Annotated in this window: 18 protein-coding genes and 1 tRNA gene; 9 read left to right on the plus strand and 10 right to left on the minus strand. The window is 61.6% G+C overall.

Annotated elements, in window-relative coordinates; genetic code table 11:
• The first annotated feature begins 23 nt into the window (after positions 1-23).
• A complete protein-coding gene (locus tag ACQZ5H_RS04150) occupies positions 24-911 on the plus strand; it encodes a LysR family transcriptional regulator (RefSeq protein WP_449096785.1) in 888 nt (295 codons plus the stop codon).
• 4 nt (positions 912-915) lie between these two features.
• Here the strand turns inward: ACQZ5H_RS04150 and ACQZ5H_RS04155 are convergent, their stop codons facing one another.
• Entirely contained in the window at positions 916-1,338 is a 423-nt protein-coding gene (locus tag ACQZ5H_RS04155) for a lipocalin-like domain-containing protein (protein WP_130282451.1), read from the minus strand.
• A 170-nt stretch (positions 1,339-1,508) separates the two neighbouring features.
• On the opposite strand from ACQZ5H_RS04155, the gene ACQZ5H_RS04160 reads away from it, so the two are divergent.
• From ACQZ5H_RS04160 to ACQZ5H_RS04170, 3 genes are all read left to right on the plus strand, one after another.
• Positions 1,509-2,354, plus strand: coding sequence for an oxidoreductase (locus tag ACQZ5H_RS04160; RefSeq protein ID WP_449096786.1), 846 nt, complete (start codon positions 1,509-1,511; stop codon positions 2,352-2,354).
• A 116-nt stretch (positions 2,355-2,470) separates the two neighbouring features.
• Positions 2,471-3,466 carry an alpha/beta hydrolase gene (locus ACQZ5H_RS04165; RefSeq protein WP_449096787.1) on the plus strand — a complete coding sequence of 332 codons (996 nt, stop codon included), beginning with the start codon at positions 2,471-2,473 and terminating at the stop codon, positions 3,464-3,466.
• A 19-nt stretch (positions 3,467-3,485) separates the two neighbouring features.
• Positions 3,486-3,677: a hypothetical protein gene (locus tag ACQZ5H_RS04170; RefSeq protein WP_112711507.1), complete on the plus strand. Its 192-nt coding sequence runs from the start codon at positions 3,486-3,488 to the stop codon at positions 3,675-3,677.
• A gap of 419 nt (positions 3,678-4,096) precedes the next feature.
• Here the strand turns inward: ACQZ5H_RS04170 and ACQZ5H_RS04175 are convergent, their stop codons facing one another.
• Together ACQZ5H_RS04175 and ACQZ5H_RS04180 are read right to left on the minus strand one after the other, a co-directional pair.
• Positions 4,097-4,690 (minus strand): carboxymuconolactone decarboxylase family protein, encoded by a 594-nt coding sequence (locus tag ACQZ5H_RS04175; RefSeq protein WP_449096788.1) that lies wholly within the window; start codon positions 4,688-4,690, stop codon positions 4,097-4,099.
• A 90-nt stretch (positions 4,691-4,780) separates the two neighbouring features.
• A complete protein-coding gene (locus ACQZ5H_RS04180) occupies positions 4,781-4,993 on the minus strand; it encodes a hypothetical protein (protein WP_130282441.1) in 213 nt (70 codons plus the stop codon).
• Between the two features lie 204 nt (positions 4,994-5,197).
• On the opposite strand from ACQZ5H_RS04180, the gene ACQZ5H_RS04185 reads away from it, so the two are divergent.
• On the plus strand, positions 5,198-5,494 hold the full coding sequence (locus ACQZ5H_RS04185) for a GIY-YIG nuclease family protein (RefSeq protein ID WP_112711511.1): 297 nt from the start codon (positions 5,198-5,200) through the stop codon (positions 5,492-5,494).
• A gap of 280 nt (positions 5,495-5,774) precedes the next feature.
• Here ACQZ5H_RS04185 and ACQZ5H_RS04190 read toward each other — a convergent pair whose 3' ends face one another.
• The 5 genes from ACQZ5H_RS04190 to ACQZ5H_RS04210 all read right to left on the minus strand — a co-directional run bounded on the left by ACQZ5H_RS04190 (position 5,775) and on the right by ACQZ5H_RS04210 (position 13,363).
• Complete coding sequence (locus ACQZ5H_RS04190) at positions 5,775-9,599, minus strand: vitamin B12-dependent ribonucleotide reductase (RefSeq protein ID WP_449096789.1); 3,825 nt, start codon at positions 9,597-9,599, stop codon at positions 5,775-5,777.
• Between the two features lie 590 nt (positions 9,600-10,189).
• Positions 10,190-10,783: a hypothetical protein gene (locus ACQZ5H_RS04195; RefSeq protein ID WP_130278480.1), complete on the minus strand. Its 594-nt coding sequence runs from the start codon at positions 10,781-10,783 to the stop codon at positions 10,190-10,192.
• 196 nt (positions 10,784-10,979) lie between these two features.
• A complete protein-coding gene (gene gpt / locus ACQZ5H_RS04200) occupies positions 10,980-11,474 on the minus strand; it encodes a xanthine phosphoribosyltransferase (RefSeq protein ID WP_112711515.1) in 495 nt (164 codons plus the stop codon).
• A gap of 159 nt (positions 11,475-11,633) precedes the next feature.
• A complete protein-coding gene (locus ACQZ5H_RS04205) occupies positions 11,634-12,476 on the minus strand; it encodes a universal stress protein (protein WP_449096790.1) in 843 nt (280 codons plus the stop codon).
• Between the two features lie 110 nt (positions 12,477-12,586).
• Positions 12,587-13,363, minus strand: a complete 777-nt coding sequence (locus ACQZ5H_RS04210) for a competence/damage-inducible protein A (protein WP_112711517.1) — start codon at positions 13,361-13,363, stop codon at positions 12,587-12,589.
• Positions 13,364-13,586: 223 nt separating this feature from the next.
• On the opposite strand from ACQZ5H_RS04210, the gene wrbA reads away from it, so the two are divergent.
• The 4 genes from wrbA to ACQZ5H_RS04230 all read left to right on the plus strand — a co-directional run bounded on the left by wrbA (position 13,587) and on the right by ACQZ5H_RS04230 (position 15,553).
• Entirely contained in the window at positions 13,587-14,183 is a 597-nt protein-coding gene (wrbA, locus tag ACQZ5H_RS04215; RefSeq protein ID WP_112711518.1) for an NAD(P)H:quinone oxidoreductase type IV, read from the plus strand.
• Between the two features lie 134 nt (positions 14,184-14,317).
• On the plus strand, positions 14,318-14,479 hold the full coding sequence (locus tag ACQZ5H_RS04220) for a hypothetical protein (protein ID WP_162708602.1): 162 nt from the start codon (positions 14,318-14,320) through the stop codon (positions 14,477-14,479).
• Positions 14,480-14,808: 329 nt separating this feature from the next.
• Positions 14,809-15,075, plus strand: a complete 267-nt coding sequence (locus tag ACQZ5H_RS04225) for a hypothetical protein (protein WP_449096791.1) — start codon at positions 14,809-14,811, stop codon at positions 15,073-15,075.
• Positions 15,076-15,145: 70 nt separating this feature from the next.
• On the plus strand, positions 15,146-15,553 hold the full coding sequence (locus tag ACQZ5H_RS04230) for a GFA family protein (RefSeq protein WP_449096792.1): 408 nt from the start codon (positions 15,146-15,148) through the stop codon (positions 15,551-15,553).
• Between the two features lie 5 nt (positions 15,554-15,558).
• Here the strand turns inward: ACQZ5H_RS04230 and ACQZ5H_RS04235 are convergent.
• Positions 15,559-15,644: transfer RNA gene (locus ACQZ5H_RS04235), tRNA-Leu, on the minus strand.
• Positions 15,645-15,677: 33 nt separating this feature from the next.
• Complete coding sequence (locus ACQZ5H_RS04240; RefSeq protein WP_449096793.1) at positions 15,678-16,073, minus strand: VanZ family protein; 396 nt, start codon at positions 16,071-16,073, stop codon at positions 15,678-15,680.
• Positions 16,074-16,201 lie beyond the last annotated feature (128 nt).

The raw sequence follows: 16,201 nt of genomic DNA on the forward strand, positions 1-16,201 counted from the left end.
ATTATGCTGAGTGAGATTCATTAATGCGTGCGACCGATCTCTCCGAAATGGCAGCCTTCGCTGCCGTTGCCCGGCATCTCAGTTTCCGCAAGGCAGGCGAGGAGCGGGGTGTCACCGCGTCCGCGATCAGCCATGCCGTGCTCAATCTCGAGGAGCGGATCGGCGTGCGCCTGTTGAACCGGACGACCCGCAGCGTTTCGCTGACCGAAGCGGGCGAGCTCCTGAAATCTCACCTCGATCCCGCCTTCGGCGAGATCAGCTCGGCGCTCGATGCGCTCAACCAGTTCCGCGACACGCCCTTCGGCAAGGTGCGCCTCAACGTCGCCAATTCGATCGCCCCCTTCGTCATCGGACATATCATCGGCCCGTTGCTGTCGAAGAACCCCAATCTGCAGCTGGAAATCAGCGCCACGGACCGGCTGGTCGATATCGTCGAGGAAGGCTTCGATGCCGGGATCCGTTTCGGCGAGCGCGTCACCGAGGGGATGATTGCCTTGCGCATCCGGCCGCGCCTGCGCCTCGTCGTCGTCGGCTCGCCCGCCTATTTCGAGTATCGCCCGAAGCCGCTGACGCCGCATGATCTGAAGCGCCATCTCTGTATCCAGAACATGTATCCTTCGGGCGTCCGCTATCCCTGGGATTTCGAGCGCGACGGCCAGCCGGTCACCTTCCATCCAAACGGGCCGCTGTCGCTCGACGATCATGAACTGATGACCCAGGCTGCGCTGGGCGGCGTCGCGCTCGCCTATGTCTGGGAAAACCGCGTCGCCGAGCATGTCGCCGCCGGCAGGTTGATCAAGGTGCTGGACGACTGGTGCCAGCCCGAGGAGCCGCTCTACCTCTACTATCCGAGCCGCCGCCACATGTCGGCCGGCTTCCGGGCGCTCATCGAGGCGATCCGGGCGGAGTAGCGCGTCAGAGCTTGCGGAATTCGAGGCGGAAGATCACATCCTGGCTGCTCAGGAGATCCTTGCCCGGCGCATTGTGGATCACCAACCTGTCGCCTTCGAGCCGGATGGGCCGGATCTGATCTTCCTGCCATGCCGGGTCCCAGGCGGCGTCGACATGATGGACGACGCGATCGCCCTCCAGCGTGTAGGTGGCTGTATAGGCAAGCATGGTGTCGAAGAGGGTAGCCTTGTCGGCATCCGAATAGCCTTCGCGGCGCCCTGCGGGGCGTTGGCGGTTGGCAACGAAGGCCATCATCCGGCCATCGGGCTGATAGGCGATGTACCCAACAGGATCGGCGCCCATGGCATCGCTGACCTCGCCGGTCGCGACCACTCTCCGCGTCCAGGAAATCATCTTCCATGTGCCGATCAGCGCTTGCGCATCCATTGTCGTCCCCCTCGTCAAAGTAGCACGATCGGCTTGATGCAGCCATCGCTTATATGCCGAAAGGGCGGGGGAGCTTCCGCCGGTAATCTGGAAATTCCGCCATCACGACCTACATCAGTCTTGTTACCTTTCGCCTCCCAGAGGCACTCCCCAAAGATCAGGAAAATACCATGTCCCAAGACAACGCCCCCGTCTGGTTCATCACCGGCTGCTCGACAGGCTTCGGCCGCGAGCTGGCCAAGCTCACCATTGCCCGCGGCTGGCTGACCATCGTCACTGCCCGCGACAAGGCCCGCGTCGCCGATCTCGCCGAAGGTCATGACAATGCGCTGGCCATCGCGCTCGATGTCACCGACAAGGGACAGATCGCCTCGGCAGTCAAGGAAGCCGAGGAGCGCTTCGGCCGCATCGACGTTCTCGTCAACAATGCCGGCTACGGCTACCAGTCCTCGATCGAGGAAGGCGACGATCAGGAAATCCGCGATCAGTTCGAAGCCAATGTCTTCGGCCTCTTTGCCATGACCCGCGCCGTACTGCCCGGCATGCGCACCCGCCGCCGCGGCCATGTGATCAACATCACCTCCGTTGCCGGTTTCATCGGCTTCCCGGCATCCGGCTATTATTCGGCCAGCAAGCACGCCGTCGAAGGTTTCTCGGATTCGCTGGCGGCCGAGACGGCTGCCCTGGGCATCCAGGTCACCTGCGTCGAACCCGGCCCGTTCCGCACCGATTGGGCCGGCCGCTCGCTGCGCCAGACGGAGAGCAAGATCGCCGACTATGCCGAGACCGCTGCCGGGCGCATGAAGCAGACGTCGGGTTATAGCGGCCAGCAGCCGGGCGATCCCGTGCGCGCCGCCGAAGCGATGATCAAGATCACCGAGGTCGAGAAGGCGCCCCGCCATCTCGTGCTCGGCGCCTTCGGCTATGAGGCGGTGACCAAGAAGCTTGCCGAGCGTCTGGCGCTGGTCGAAGCCTGGAAGGATACCAGCATCGGCGCCGACTTCCCGAAAAGCTGAGGGCAATCCCGAGCAACCCTTTGACTTCTGCGGCCGTCCTGTCCGATGATCGGGCAGGGCGGCCGCGGTTTTCGGAGGGTTGGATGCGTGACCGGTTAATATCTCAGGCGAGGGCGATGAGGACGGCCGTTCTGGCGCTTGCGCTCCTGCCTGCTTTGGCCGGGCTCGCGATCGCCGCCGATGTGCCACCGCAGAGCGCCAAGTCGAAGACCGAGGTCGAGACGCTGAGCTCCCGCTGGACCAAGCATTTCGCCGAGGCCGCGACGCCGGAAAAGCGGGCCGCCGCCTTCCGCAGCTTCATGGCCGACAACCCCGAACCGACCCGTGTGCAGATCCGCCATATGGATGCGGATGGCGTCGAGGCCGATCTCATCTGGCCGGCCCGCCTTCACCATCCGCTCGGCCGCCGCGGCATTCTCTATGTCCATGGCGGCGGTTTTCACGGTGGCTCGCCGCGCACGCACCGGCTGCTGGCGGGCTCGCTCGCCAAGGCGGCCTCGTCGGACGTGCTGCTGATCGATTACCGTCTGGTGCCGGAGGGGCGCTATCCGGCGCAGATCGACGATATCAGGACCGCCTATCGCTGGATGCTCGAAAACGGCTACGAGAGCGGCAATATCGTCGTCGCCGGTGATGGCACCGGCGCCAATCTGGCGCTCGAAGCGGTGTTGCGGCAGAAGGCGGCAGGACGCCAGCTACCGGCAGCGTTCGTCGCCATCAGCCCGGTTTCCGATCTGTCCGCCAGCGGCGCCTCGATGCAGGCCAATGCCGCGACCGATCCGGTGATCAGCAAGGCGGTGATCGATGCGTTCACCAAGCCCTATCTCGGCGCCACCGCGCCGCAGGATCCAGCCGTCTCGCCGCTTTTCGCCGATCTTTCCGGTCTGCCGCCGATGCTGCTGCAGGTCTCCGGTAGCGAAGCGCTGCTCGACGACAGCCTGCGCCTTGCCGACAAGGCACGCCAGGCCGGTGTCGATGTGACGCTCGAAGTCTGGCCGGGCCTGATCCACGGCTGGCAGCTCTTCCCGCATCTGCTCGAGGATGCCGACAAATCCAACCAGCGCATCGCCGAATTCGCCATGCGCCATTTCGCCGACAGCCCGCAGCAATAACGCAGGCAGGAGACCGCCAATGACCAAGGCCGCCTATGTGCTCGGAATACTCTTGATCCTCGTCGGCCTCGTCTGGATGGGGCAGGGCAGCGGCTACTTCCCCTATCCCGCCGAGAGCTTCATGATCGACCAGACGCCCTGGATCTATTGGGGCGCGCTGGCCGCCATCGTCGGCGTCGCGGTGATCGCGCTCGCCAGACGGCGGGCTTAGGGCCGCTCCCCCATGCCTGTGCCTGTCACAGGAACCCAGCCACCGCGCGTCTGCGCGGTGAATGACTCACGTCTCCACGCCCATGCCCCAATACTGGGCGCACTTGATCCCACTGAGACGCAAAGGGACCGAGGGGTGAATAATCTACTTGGTGCAGTTTCCTGCATTGTCCTTGGCCAAGCACTCATTGCAAAGCTCGCCGCTCGCGGGCTTCGTAGGGCGTTCGTCATAGTCTGACATCGGCCAGTTGCTGCAGTTGCGGCACCAATGCCAGGTATCTTTGCCGTTGCGCTTCCTGTAAGCCATCATTCCCTCCCGTCAGCGTTGAGTGACGCAAGGAAACTAAGCGAGAAAAGCCGCATGCTCCACGAACCAGCCACAGCCGGAAGGTGGTGGACGGCGAGAGGCCGATTGCAGCGTCAGACGAGCCCGTCGATCGGCCGGCCGACGGCGAGCGATTTGCGCAGATTGGGATCGAGCCGTTCGGCATAGGCGTGGTCCGGTGCTGCGCCGAGACCATCGAGCATCTTCGAGAAGAAGCAGCGAACGGCGGCCGCTGCCGTGATGTCAAAGATCTCCGCATCCGAGAGTCCGTGCTTCTTCAGCGCGTCGACATCCTGCTGGGTGACGCTGGTGGCGTCGCGCACCACCTTGGCGGCAAACGCCATGATCGCCCGCTCGGCCGCATCGACAGGCGCCTTCTCGCCGCCATCGGCGGTTGCCGCCAGCCCGTCATTGGTAAAGCCCTCGCGCAGCAGCACCGAACCGTGTGCCAGCATGCAATAGGAGGATTTGAGCTCCTTGGCGGCGGCCAGCGTCACCAGCTCGTAGCGCCTGAGCGTCATGTGGCTGCGGATGCTTGAGAGCAGCGCGCCCCAGTGCTCCATCACCTCCGGCCGGTGCCCGAAGGCGCGGTACATGTTCGGCAGATAACCGTAACTCGCCTCCGCCGCGGCATACATCGATGCCGTCTTGTCATTTGTGGATGCATCGGGAGTGTGAATGAAGGCCATGGTGCGATCCTCCGTTTCTGGTCCGATCAGGATATTCCAGAATAGGTTTTTCGCCTATGCGCTTCGCGCGCCGCCGGTCACCGCAAGCGCTCAATCATGCGTATTCTTGGAAATCTGCCATTCGCCGTTTTCATCGACTTCGACGCGCTTGTTGCCACGATAGAAGATCGGCCGCTTGGTCTTCTTGTCCATCGAGAACCGGCTCGGCGTAAACTTCTGGTCCTCACGGCCCTCATTCGCCAGCGCCAGCGCTTCCTTGAACTGCCCGTTCTTGCAAAGCGCGAGGAATTGTTTTTCGTCCATGATCCTATCCAACTCAACCGGCTGTCATCATGTCTGCATATGGCATGAAGCCGGCCGGTGTTTCTAGGCAAAAACAACACGCGCGCACAACGACCAGCCCTCATCCTGAGGTGCGGAGGCGAAGCCGAAGCCTCGAAGGACGAGGGCGGGTTGTCGCTCTGGCACTCGCCATGGTAGCGTCCGTCGTTGGTATCGGAGCAATCCATGGAAGTGACCGTCTACATCCTGCGATGCCGCGACGGCTCCTATTATACCGGGCTGACGAAGCAGAATATCGAAGCGCGCGTCTGGGAGCACAATGCCGGGGTATACGATGGTTACACCGCCAAACGCCTGCCCGTCGAACTGGTCTTCACCGAGACCTACGACCGCATCATCGATGCCATCGCACGGGAGCGGCAGATCAAGGGCTGGTCGCGGCGCAAGAAGGAGGCGCTGATCGCCCTAAATTATGAGGCGTTGCCTAGTCTGTCGAAGCGCGGGCCGGTGTCGGTAAAGTAGGGGTGGTGGCCAGCCCCGATCCTTCGAGGCTACGCCCTGCGGGCTTCGCACCTCAGGATGAGGCTGGAGTGGGTGCCGCGCCTGTGGCGAGGAGCGAGCCTCAAGCAACTTGATCGCAGCATTGCCTGCCGTAGGCCAGGCGCCGACAATTAGCCCTCATCCTGAGGTGCGGAGGCGAAGCCGGAGCCTCGAAGGACGAGGGCGGGTGATGATCGGCCGTGCCACGAAAACAAAAAGGGGCGCCGAAGCGCCCCTATCACATTCACTGTCCATCAAGAAATCAGCTGCAGCCGCTTGTCGCGCCGCACGTATCGCACTTCTCGCAGGTGCCGTTGCGGACCATCGTGAAGTTCTGGCACTCGGAGCACATGTTGCCCGTGTAACCCTGCATGATGGAGCGGGCGCGGCGTTCGGCTTCGACCTTCTTGGCTTCCGTCTTGGCGGTCGCAGCATCGGCGGCGGCCTTGTCGGAGAAGAGGGCGGTGGCCTGCTGCTGGGCTTCGGAAGCGAGCTCTTCGTTCACTTCCTCGGCGATCTCTTCGGCCAGTTCCTTGGCGCGCTCCTCGTAATCGCGCTTGAAGGCGACAATTTCGGAGGTGGCGACGGCGGTTGCCGGTTCGAGCTTGCGGGCGGCAGAGCCAGCAAAGGCGGTGACCGTGCCGGCCGAGGAGGCGCGGACAGGCGTTGCTGCCGATGCGCCCTTCGGTTCGCCGACCAGGCGGTCGCCGGTGCCGGGAACGAGCGTCGGCTTGTAGCCGCGGGTCCAGCCGGTCGAGACGAGGTTGGTCTTGCCTTCCTGGATGCCCTTGCCGAGTGCCGTGTTCGAGAAGTCGGACGTGTCGACATGCGCCAGGTCATGACGGCCGAGATAGGAGACGGCGAGTTCGCGGAACACGTAGTCGAGGATCGACGTGGCGTTCTTGATCGCGTCGTTGCCGATGACCATGCCGGCCGGCTCGAACTTGGTGAAGGTGAAGGCCTCGACATATTCCTCGAGCGGCACGCCGTACTGCAGGCCGAGCGAGATGGCGATCGCGAAGTTGTTCATCATCGCACGGAAAGCAGCGCCTTCCTTGTGCATGTCGATGAAGATTTCGCCGAGGCGGCCGTCACCGAATTCGCCGGTGCGGAGATAGACCTTATGTCCGCCGACGGCAGCCTTCTGGGTGTAACCCTGGCGGCGGTTCGGCAGCTTTTCGCGTTCACGGGTCACACGCTCGATGACGCGCTCGATGATCTTCTCGGTGACGGTAACGGCCTGGGCCGCGACCGGCTGCTGCAGCAGTTCTTCGAGTGCATCCTCATCGCTCTCGTCTTCGATCAGCGAAGCGTTCAGCGGCTGCGACAGCTTGGAGCCGTCGCGGTAGAGGGCGTTTGCCTTCAGGCCGAGCTTCCAGGAGAGCATGTAGGCGCTCTTGCAATCCTCGACGGTGGCGTCGTTCGGCATGTTGATCGTCTTGGAGATCGCACCCGAGATGAACGGCTGGGCAGCCGCCATCATGCGGATGTGGCTTTCGACCGAGAGATAACGCTTGCCGATCTTGCCGCAGGGATTGGCGCAATCGAAGACCGGCAGATGCTCGTTCTTCAGGAAGGGGGCGCCTTCCAGGGTCATCGCGCCGCAGACGTGAACGTTGGCGGCCTCGATGTCCTTCTTCGAAAAGCCCATGTGGTCGAGCAGGTTGAAGCTCATGTCGGCGAGCTGCTCGTCGGAAACCTTCAGGGTGTCCTTGAGGAAATCTGTGCCGAGCGTCCACTGGTTGAAGACGAACTTGATGTCGAAGGCGTTCTTCAGCGCGGCGTTGACGGCTTCCACCTTCTCGTCGGTGAAGCCCTTGGTCTTCAGGGTCGAGGGGTTGACGCCGGGCGCCTGGTTCAGGTTGCCGTGGCCGACAGCGTAGGCCTCGATCTCGGCGATCTGCGCTTCGGAATAGCCGAGCGAACGCAGCGCATCCGGAACGGCGCGGTTGATGATCTTGAAGTAGCCGCCGCCGGCGAGCTTCTTGAACTTCACGAGTGCGAAGTCAGGCTCGATGCCCGTCGTATCGCAGTCCATGACGAGGCCGATCGTGCCGGTCGGAGCGATAACCGAGACCTGGGCGTTGCGGTAGCCATGCTTTTCGCCGAGTTCGATCGCCTTGTCCCAGGCACTCTTGGCATGGGCGGCAAGGTCCTGATCCGGGTTTTCCGAGTGGATCAGCGCGACCGGGTTGACCGACAGGGCCTCATAGCCCGAGGTCTCGCCGTAAGCGGCGCGGCGATGGTTGCGCATGACGCGCAGCATGCTCTCGCGGTTTGGCGCAAAGTTCGGGAACGGGCCGAGCTCGGAGGCCATTTCAGCCGAGGTTGCGTAGCAGATGCCGGTCATGATCGCGGTCAGCGAGCCGGCAATGGCGCGGCCTTCTGCCGAGTCATAGGGGATGCCGGAGGACATCAGCAGGCCGCCGATATTGGCGTAGCCGAGGCCGAGCGTGCGGTATTCGTAGGAGAGTTCGGCAATCCGCTTCGACGGGAACTGCGCCATCATGACCGAAACTTCGAGCACGACGGTCCAGAGGCGGACGGCGTGTTCGTAGTCGGCGATGTCGATGCGCTTCGTTGCCTTGTCCTTGAACTGCAGCAGGTTCAGCGAAGCCAGGTTGCAGGCCGTGTCGTCGAGGAACATGTATTCCGAGCACGGGTTCGAGCCGCGGATCTGGCCGCCGGCCGGCGAGGTGTGCCAGTCGTTCATCGTCGTGTTGAAGTGCAGACCCGGATCGGCCGATGCCCAGGCGGCGTAGGAGATCGACTCCCAGAGGTCGCGGGCCTTCAGCGTCTTCATGACCTTGCCGTCCTTGCGGGCGGTCAGGTGCCAGTCGCCATCGTTTTCGACGGCGCGCAGGAAGTCGTCCTTGATCGAGACGGAGTTGTTGGAGTTCTGGCCCGAAACGGTGAGATAGGCTTCGCTATCCCAGTCCGTGTCATAGGTCTTGAATTCCATGTCCGTGTAGCCCTGGCGGGCGAACTGGATGACGCGGCCGATATAGTTTTCCGGAACCTGGTCCTTCTTGGCAGCGCGGATTTCGCGCTTCAGGGCCGGGTTCTTGGCCGGGTCGAAGCACTCGCCGTCATCGCCGCCGTCGCAATTGACGCAGGCCTTCATGATCGCCTTCAGATGCTTGGCGACGACCTTCGAACCGGTGACGAGAGCGGCAACCTTCTGCTCTTCCTTGACCTTCCAGTTGATGTATTCCTCGATATCCGGATGGTCGATGTCGACGACGACCATCTTGGCCGCACGGCGGGTCGTGCCGCCCGACTTGATGGCGCCGGCAGCGCGGTCGCCGATCTTCAGGAAGCTCATCAGGCCGGAGGAGCGGCCGCCGCCGGAAAGCCTTTCGCCTTCGCCGCGCAGCATGGAGAAGTTGGAGCCGGTGCCGGAGCCGTACTTGAAGAGGCGCGCTTCGCGCACCCAGAGGTCCATGATGCCGCCCTCGTTGACGAGGTCGTCTTCAACCGACTGGATGAAGCAGGCGTGCGGCTGCGGATGTTCGTAGGCGGACTTCGACTTCGTCAGCTTGCCGGTGAACGGATCGACGTAATAGTGGCCCTGGCCCGGGCCGTCGATGCCGTATGCCCAATGCATGCCGGTGTTGAACCACTGCGGCGAGTTCGGGGCAACGCGCTGCGTGGCGAGCATGTAGGCGAGCTCGTCCTTGAAGGCCGACGCATCTTCTTCCGAAGAGAAGTAACCACCCTTCCAGCCCCAGTAGGTCCAGGTGCCGGCCAAGCGGTCGAAAACCTGACGGGCGTCGGTTTCCGAGCCGTACTGCTGATCCTTCGGCAGATCCTTCAGCGCTGCTTCATCGGCAACCGAGCGCCACAGGAACGACGGAACGTCGTTTTCCTCGACCTTCTTCAGGCGTGCGGGAACGCCGGCCTTGCGGAAATACTTCTGCGCCAGGATGTCGGCGGCGACCTGCGAAAACTGCGCGGGAACGTCGATGTTCTCGAGGCGGAAGACGATCGAACCGTCGGGGTTCTTGATCTCGCTGGTCGCCTTGCGGAATTCGATTTCCCCATAGGCACCTTGTTCCGCTTTCGTGAAACGCCGTTCAATGCGCATGTCGCCAACCTCTAATCTGCGCGCCCGTCCCCGATGACCAAGGCGCAAGTTTCCTCATCCGGCAGCGCGCCAGGAAGGGCGCAGCCAGTTCTCGTATCCGTATTGTGACAGGGGTGTCATCCGGAGATGTCTTTCCTGTATATTGTGGTGATGATGGCTGCTAGCACTAAATATAGTATTAACAGCTATTTTTCGCCAGCCCCAATGTCACTGCCGGGCGGTCAAAAATTTGCGCAGGGAATGCCACGCAGCGGTCATCCGTCATAGATGCAACGCCCTGATTCCACGCTTGAATTTTGAAGAGAACCGGCCTCGTTAATTCCGGTCCAGTTGCCGCCGCAACATCGGATCCCATTAAGTTTGAAACACGCGATTCCGTCAAGGGGTGGTTTTTAACGAAGCGTTCACCACAACATATTGTGGATGGGGCTGTGGACACTGGGGAAAAGCCTGGAGGCCTTGTTTTTCAAGGGCTTGGCGCGGTCAAGCCGGTAAATGATACCGATGTCATCAAAAAAACACGAAATTTTAAATCTAGCGATGGTGTTTCGCCGGCAAATCGGTCTAGCGATTCGAAACGCGAAGAAGCTTCAGATTGCGTCCAGCGCGATCGTCACGGTGGCGATGCCGATGGCCTTGCCGGTCTCGTCCCGGATCGTGAAACTCGCTTGTGTTTCAAGGATTTGCGTCACGTCATCGCGCTCGGCGCGGTCGATGAAGGTCTCGTCCGAATCACGCGCGAAGGTTCGGAGGTATTTGTTCTCGTCGCCCTGCCAGTAATCCATCGTCGTGCGGCTCTCGCCGACATTCAATCCATTCTTGTCGGTGACGAAGAACTCGATGATGACGCCCTGGGAATTGTCCTGCTTCGATTTCAGATAGCGGGAGACCGGGTTCATCATCAGCTTCGAGATCATCTGGAACTGGCCGGTCTCGACCTCGGAGCGGTAGGTGCCGTCCAGAACCTGGATATCGGTCTTGCTGACATCGCCGAAGCGGACGTTCTGGTCCTTGATGGCCTTCAGCACGACGGGATTGTTGACCATCGGCCGGACCACGGTATCCACATATTCGCGCACGACGGAGATATAGGCGGGTTCGGCATAGGACGGCGCGGGCAGCGCAAATGGCGAGATCGAAAGCCCTGAAGCCACGACCGCAATGACCCAACCCCCGTAGCGCATTGCCCTTCCTTGCTGCGCGCCTGACGGCACGCGGTTGCCCATATAGTCTATGCAGCGGGGGCATGTTTTCCGGCGCGCCCTGATGCCGGTAAACTGTGGATGCCCTTGCCGAGCACCCACTATACATTCGCAATATTACTAAGATAACAATCAATACCCGCAGCGGCTGCTGCTTCGGATATTATCATCTTTAGGTTTATTTCGGGCCTTTTGCAATCGGCTCCTGATAGGTGAAGCCCATATCCCACGGGAAATAGATCCACGTATCCTGGCTGACTTCCGTGACAAAGGTATCAACGGTCGGCACGCCCTGGGGCTTGGCGTAGACGCAGGCGAAATGCGCCTTCGGCAGCATGCCGCGCACCTGGGCCGCCGTCTTGCCGGTGTCGGTCAGATCGTCGATGACGAGAATGCCTTCGCCGCCATTTTCCTGCAGCTCGGGGGCGATGCCCTTCAGGACGACCATGTCACCCTGGTTCACATAGTCGTGGTAGGAGGCGACGCAAACCGTCTCGATCAGGCGGATGTTGAGCTCGCGGCAGATGATCGCTGCCGGAACCAGGCCGCCGCGGGTGATGCAGACGATGCCTGTGAATTCCTTGTTCAATCCTGCGATCCGCCAGGCGAGCGCGCGCGCATCGCGGTGAAACTGGTCCCAGGAAACGGGAAAGGCTTTATCGGGAAGGGACATGGGACTGCTCCGCGGCATGATGGAAACCGCCGGCGACCTCAGGGCGACCACAAACGCAAATCGCGCAGCCGGAGCTGCGCGAATGATTGCCGGGGCCCGTCACCGGTCGCCTGAAATAGCGGCATTTGCGGCCGGAGCGCAAGTCCCGGCACGCAATCATCAACGGGATAGCAGCGTCAGCGCCGTCATCGACTGCAAGAGAGACTTGGTCGTGCCGCCAAAGATCGTCTGCCAGAGCCACGAATGCGTATAGGCGCCCATGACCAGAAGATCGATGCTGTTGTCGGAAAGCCGGTTCTCTATGACCGACGACGCGCTCTTGCTGGCGCTCTCGGCAGTCGCAAGCGTCGCGTTGACGCCATGGCGGGCGAGGGTGGCGGCGATATCGGCGCCGGCGAGACCGGCACTCTGCGTTGCGCTATCGACAGGATCGACGGAGAAGATCTCCACCGCATCGGCACCCTTGAGGATCGGCAGCGCGTCGAATGTGGCGCGGGCCGCTTCCTTCGAGCCGTTCCAGGCGATCAGCACCCGCTTGATCGGCTTGGGGTTGCGGATGATGTAGGGGATCATCAAAACGGGACGGCCGCTTTCAAACAGGAAGTTGTCGACATCGACATGGCTGTCGGAGGGCCGCGCCGGATCGGCCTGCGAGGCGATCAGCAGATCGGCGCTGCGGGCGGTTTCGATCAGCGGCGCCGAGCCGTAGCCGGTCGAGGTGGCGAAGCTGCGCCACTCGAAGGAGACGCCGCTCGCCGCCGCCTTCTGTTTGAAGATCCGCTCGACCTCTATGGTCTCCGAATGCGCCATGTCCTGCAGCGCCTGCACCGCGACGGGATCGGGAATCTCCATCGGCGCCACCAGCGGCACGGCCGAGATCGTCTCGGCATGCAGCCCGATCACATGCGCGCCGTGGGCAGCAGCAATCGTCATCGCAAAATCGGCAACGGCACCGCTGTTATCGGCGGTATCGAGAATGGCGAGTATGGTTTTGTAGGACATATCAAATTCTCCTTGGGCGGCTGAAATGAACTTCCGCATGAAAAGAATGCGTTGGCCTGCGTTGCGGTTCCTTGACTGAGATCAATGGTTTGAGAGGAGGGGGCTGGGGCTTACGCTTCCGCCGAATGGTTCTCGGCGATTTCCTTGGCCTTGCGGATATCCTCGATCATCGCCTCGACATCCTTGCCGGCAGCCTCAATGACATCCTGCGAGCGGCCGCGCACGACGATTTCGGTGGAGAATTTCTGGCCGACATAGCGCGGATAGGAGCCGATGCTGGTTTCCGGGTGCGCCTTCTGGATAGCCGCGAGCGGCGTGCCGATATCGCCTTCGCCGTAAGGGCAGGCGATAGCCAGCGACAGAACCTTGGCACCGGTCTTCAGTGTCGGCAGCACATTGCCGATCATCGCCTGGAACACCTGCGGCACCCCGGCCATCACATAGACATTGCCGATGATGAAGCCCGGTGCCGTCGAGACCGGGTTCTCGATATGGGCGGCACCGCGCGGCATGCGCGCCATGCGCTGGCGTGCCTCGGTGAATTCCAGTTCGCGGCGCTTGTACATGTCTCCGAGCAGGGACATCGCCTTTGCATCGTGCTCGCAGGGCAGGCCGAAAGCCTTTGAAACCGCATCCGCGGTGATGTCGTCATGGGTCGGGCCGATGCCGCCGGAGGTGAAGACATATTCGTAGCGGGCGCGCAGCGCATTCAGCGCCTCGACGATCGCATCCTCCTCGTCGGCAACGATGCGGACTTCCTTGAGGTCGATGCCCGACAGCGTCAGCAGATCGGCGAGGTAGCCGATATTCTTGTCCTTGGTGCGGCCCGAAAGCAGTTCGTCGCCGATGGCGAGCATGGCGGCGGTAACGATGGTCTGATTGGTCATGGAAAACGTCCGGAATGAAATGGGTCCGCTATAGGTAGCGCCGATTTCCCCGCTTGCAAATGCGGCTGAACGGCAAAGCAATATCACAAAAATAAGACAGCAAGCACTTTCGCGTCTCCGCTGAGTGAACAGTGAGTTCTTGCCGGAAGGGATGCGCCATCACCGCCGCGCTGATAGAACCATCGCCGGTTTAAATGCACATCAACCCAGACGGAGCTTGAAAATGGCAAAAGTCCTCGTTCTCTACTATTCGGCATACGGCCACATCGAAACCATGGCCTATGCCGTTGCTGAAGGCGCGAAGTCGGCTGGTGCCGACGTAACCGTCAAGCGCGTTCCGGAACTCGTGTCGGAAGAAGTCGCCAAGGCTTCCTACTACAAGCTCGACCAGAAGGCTCCGATCGCAACGGTAGACGAACTCACAGAATATGACGCGATCATCGTCGGCGCCGGCACCCGCTTCGGCACTGTTGCCTCGCAGATGCGCAATTTCTGGGATCAGACCGGCGGTCTTTGGTTTGGCGGCAAGCTCGTCGGCAAGGTCGGCTCGATGTTCACCTCGTCCGCTACGCAGCACGGTGGCCAGGAATCGACGATCCTCGGCTTCGTGCCGACCTTCCTGCATCACGGCATGGCCTATGTTGGCCTTCCCTACGCTTTCCAGGGCCAGATGGGCACCGAAGAAGTCAAGGGTGGCTCGCCCTACGGCGCGTCGACGATCACCAACGGTGACGGCTCGCGCCAGCCTTCCGAGATCGAACTCGAAGGTGCACGCTTCCAGGGCGCCCACGTCGCCAAGATCGCTGCGAAGCTCGCCTAAGCTTCATACGGCCTGAAAAATTGAAAACGGCGCGGCCCGAGGCTGCGCCGTTTTCACGTCTTCGTGCGGGCGGCGTTTTGGCGCATTCCATGCGTATATGATAAAATCATAAGGAGACGCGTAAGGAGGCCCTGATGGACCGCTATATGATGAAACTGCTGGCTTGCGTGATCGCCGGGCTGGTGTGCCTTTCGGTGATCCTTCTCGCGCTAACTATCGATTTCGACGGTAAGGACGATGAAAGCGCCAAGCTGAAGACGGGTTCACCCGCCGAGATTGTGAAGTTGCGAAGCTAACGCGAAGAACGAAGCCGCGACAACCGCCGTTGCAAACAGGCAGGCCATCGTCGTCTTATAGAATTTCAAACGCTTCGTTCTGACGCCATCCCAATCGTAAACCACCGTCTTACTCCCACAAGACTAGCTTTACCCATACGCCGCATCGTCATTCTTGCATGCTGAACCCGGCATTCAACCGCCCGGGCCTCGTTTTCCCCGGTATACAAGCACATTCGAACAGCATGATAAAGCCTTCGGCAAATCACCCGCTTGCTCAAAAATGGGGCAATCGCCGCTGACACCCTGCACGAAGCTCCTATATGGCTGAATGAAAAGGAGATTCGCCGATGCGCGCCGTCATTTCGCTGATGCTTCTGCTGGCCCTTGCAGGCTGCAATACCGCCATGCCGCCGCCCGAACCGATGCGCGGCAGCCTGACTTATGGCGGCCGGGTGGTCTATTATGGGGCGGCGCCCGGCCATGTCGTCGACCACGAATTCCCCGATAAGTTCGGCTATCGCGTCTTCGAGAAATATGTCGTCCAGCCCGATGGCACGCTGAAACTGATCTCGCGCCGCACCGGTTCCGACTACTGGAAGATCCGCCACTGGTGAGATCGGCGGTTTGACTTCACCGCCATCCGCGCCAGCTTTCGGGCAGGTCCCGCCCACGGAGTTTCGCGCCATGGTGACAAGAATTGCCAAATGCACCTGCGGCCAGCTGCAGATCACGGTCGAGGGCGAGCCTCTCGGCGTCGGCGTCTGCCACTGCTTCGCCTGCCAGAGCCGCACCGGCAGCGTCTTCGCCGCCCTCGCAGCCTTCGGCCCCGGCTACAAGGTAACCGGCCGCGCCACCGATTATGTCCGCACCGGCGACCAGGGCGCCAAATTCCGCTTCCGCTTTTGCCCGGTTTGCGGCACCAATCTCTATCATACGGAAGAAGGCGAGGATAACCGCTCGGTCGGCGTCGCCGTCGGCGCCTTCGCCGACCCCGATTTCCCGCCGCCCCAGGATTCCGTCTACGACTGCCGCAGGCACCGCTGGGTACAACTGCCCGAAGGCATCACCGTCTACGACAAGGATCCGGAATGAACGCTTGGTGCGGGCGGCGGGGATCGAACCCGCATAGCCTAAGGCCGAGAGATTTTAAGTCTCTTGCGTCTACCAGTTTCGCCACGCCCGCAGCGCGCGCTTCTCAATCAACGACATCGGCGATTCAGTCAAGGGCGGCGCTGGAGGAGGCGGGTTCCGTGGGCGCTTTGGGTATGGCCTTGCGGGCGCGGATTTTCAGGAGGGCGTGGGCAGCCATAGCGCCGATTGCAGCACCCATGCCCTTGATGATGCCGTCATGCAGGCGGGCGTGGCGGGTCGGCGAGAAATATTGCAGCGCCTCGATGGCGATCGCGCCGAAGGCGAGGAGCAGTACGATCAGCTTCCACTGCTTGGGATAGCCGAGCACGAAGATGAAGCCGGTCACGGCATAGGCGAGCGCCCGGTCGAAATCGACGGTGGTCACGGTGTGCGGGCGCAGGCCAATCGGGGAGATCGTGACGAAGATGATGCCGGCCAGCACCAGCCAGGCCAGCGGCCTCATGAATTTCGGTGTTATCATCCTGTCATATTAGCAGGGCGCGCCGCGTGGTGCACTGCAAAAAGCCGTGTCCACCGCGTGTTCGGCGGCTGAGCTTAAGAAATGCTTTCGCGAAGGGCGAACCGGCTTGCCCGGTTTGAGGCTTTCTT

It is taken from the genome of Rhizobium sp. 21-4511-3d (assembly GCF_053522545.1).

Coding starts and splice junctions, on each gene's coding strand:
- ACQZ5H_RS04150 (WP_449096785.1), top strand. CDS start 24: ATGCGTGCGACCGATCTCTCCGAAATGGCAGCCTTCGCTGCCGTTGCC.
- ACQZ5H_RS04155 (WP_130282451.1), bottom strand. CDS start 1,338: ATGGATGCGCAAGCGCTGATCGGCACATGGAAGATGATTTCCTGGACG.
- ACQZ5H_RS04160 (WP_449096786.1), top strand. CDS start 1,509: ATGTCCCAAGACAACGCCCCCGTCTGGTTCATCACCGGCTGCTCGACA.
- ACQZ5H_RS04165 (WP_449096787.1), top strand. CDS start 2,471: ATGAGGACGGCCGTTCTGGCGCTTGCGCTCCTGCCTGCTTTGGCCGGG.
- ACQZ5H_RS04170 (WP_112711507.1), top strand. CDS start 3,486: ATGACCAAGGCCGCCTATGTGCTCGGAATACTCTTGATCCTCGTCGGC.
- ACQZ5H_RS04175 (WP_449096788.1), bottom strand. CDS start 4,690: ATGGCCTTCATTCACACTCCCGATGCATCCACAAATGACAAGACGGCA.
- ACQZ5H_RS04180 (WP_130282441.1), bottom strand. CDS start 4,993: ATGGACGAAAAACAATTCCTCGCGCTTTGCAAGAACGGGCAGTTCAAG.
- ACQZ5H_RS04185 (WP_112711511.1), top strand. CDS start 5,198: ATGGAAGTGACCGTCTACATCCTGCGATGCCGCGACGGCTCCTATTAT.
- ACQZ5H_RS04190 (WP_449096789.1), bottom strand. CDS start 9,599: ATGCGCATTGAACGGCGTTTCACGAAAGCGGAACAAGGTGCCTATGGG.
- ACQZ5H_RS04195 (WP_130278480.1), bottom strand. CDS start 10,783: ATGCGCTACGGGGGTTGGGTCATTGCGGTCGTGGCTTCAGGGCTTTCG.
- gpt (WP_112711515.1), bottom strand. CDS start 11,474: ATGTCCCTTCCCGATAAAGCCTTTCCCGTTTCCTGGGACCAGTTTCAC.
- ACQZ5H_RS04205 (WP_449096790.1), bottom strand. CDS start 12,476: ATGTCCTACAAAACCATACTCGCCATTCTCGATACCGCCGATAACAGC.
- ACQZ5H_RS04210 (WP_112711517.1), bottom strand. CDS start 13,363: ATGACCAATCAGACCATCGTTACCGCCGCCATGCTCGCCATCGGCGAC.
- wrbA (WP_112711518.1), top strand. CDS start 13,587: ATGGCAAAAGTCCTCGTTCTCTACTATTCGGCATACGGCCACATCGAA.
- ACQZ5H_RS04220 (WP_162708602.1), top strand. CDS start 14,318: ATGGACCGCTATATGATGAAACTGCTGGCTTGCGTGATCGCCGGGCTG.
- ACQZ5H_RS04225 (WP_449096791.1), top strand. CDS start 14,809: ATGCGCGCCGTCATTTCGCTGATGCTTCTGCTGGCCCTTGCAGGCTGC.
- ACQZ5H_RS04230 (WP_449096792.1), top strand. CDS start 15,146: ATGGTGACAAGAATTGCCAAATGCACCTGCGGCCAGCTGCAGATCACG.
- ACQZ5H_RS04240 (WP_449096793.1), bottom strand. CDS start 16,073: ATGATAACACCGAAATTCATGAGGCCGCTGGCCTGGCTGGTGCTGGCC.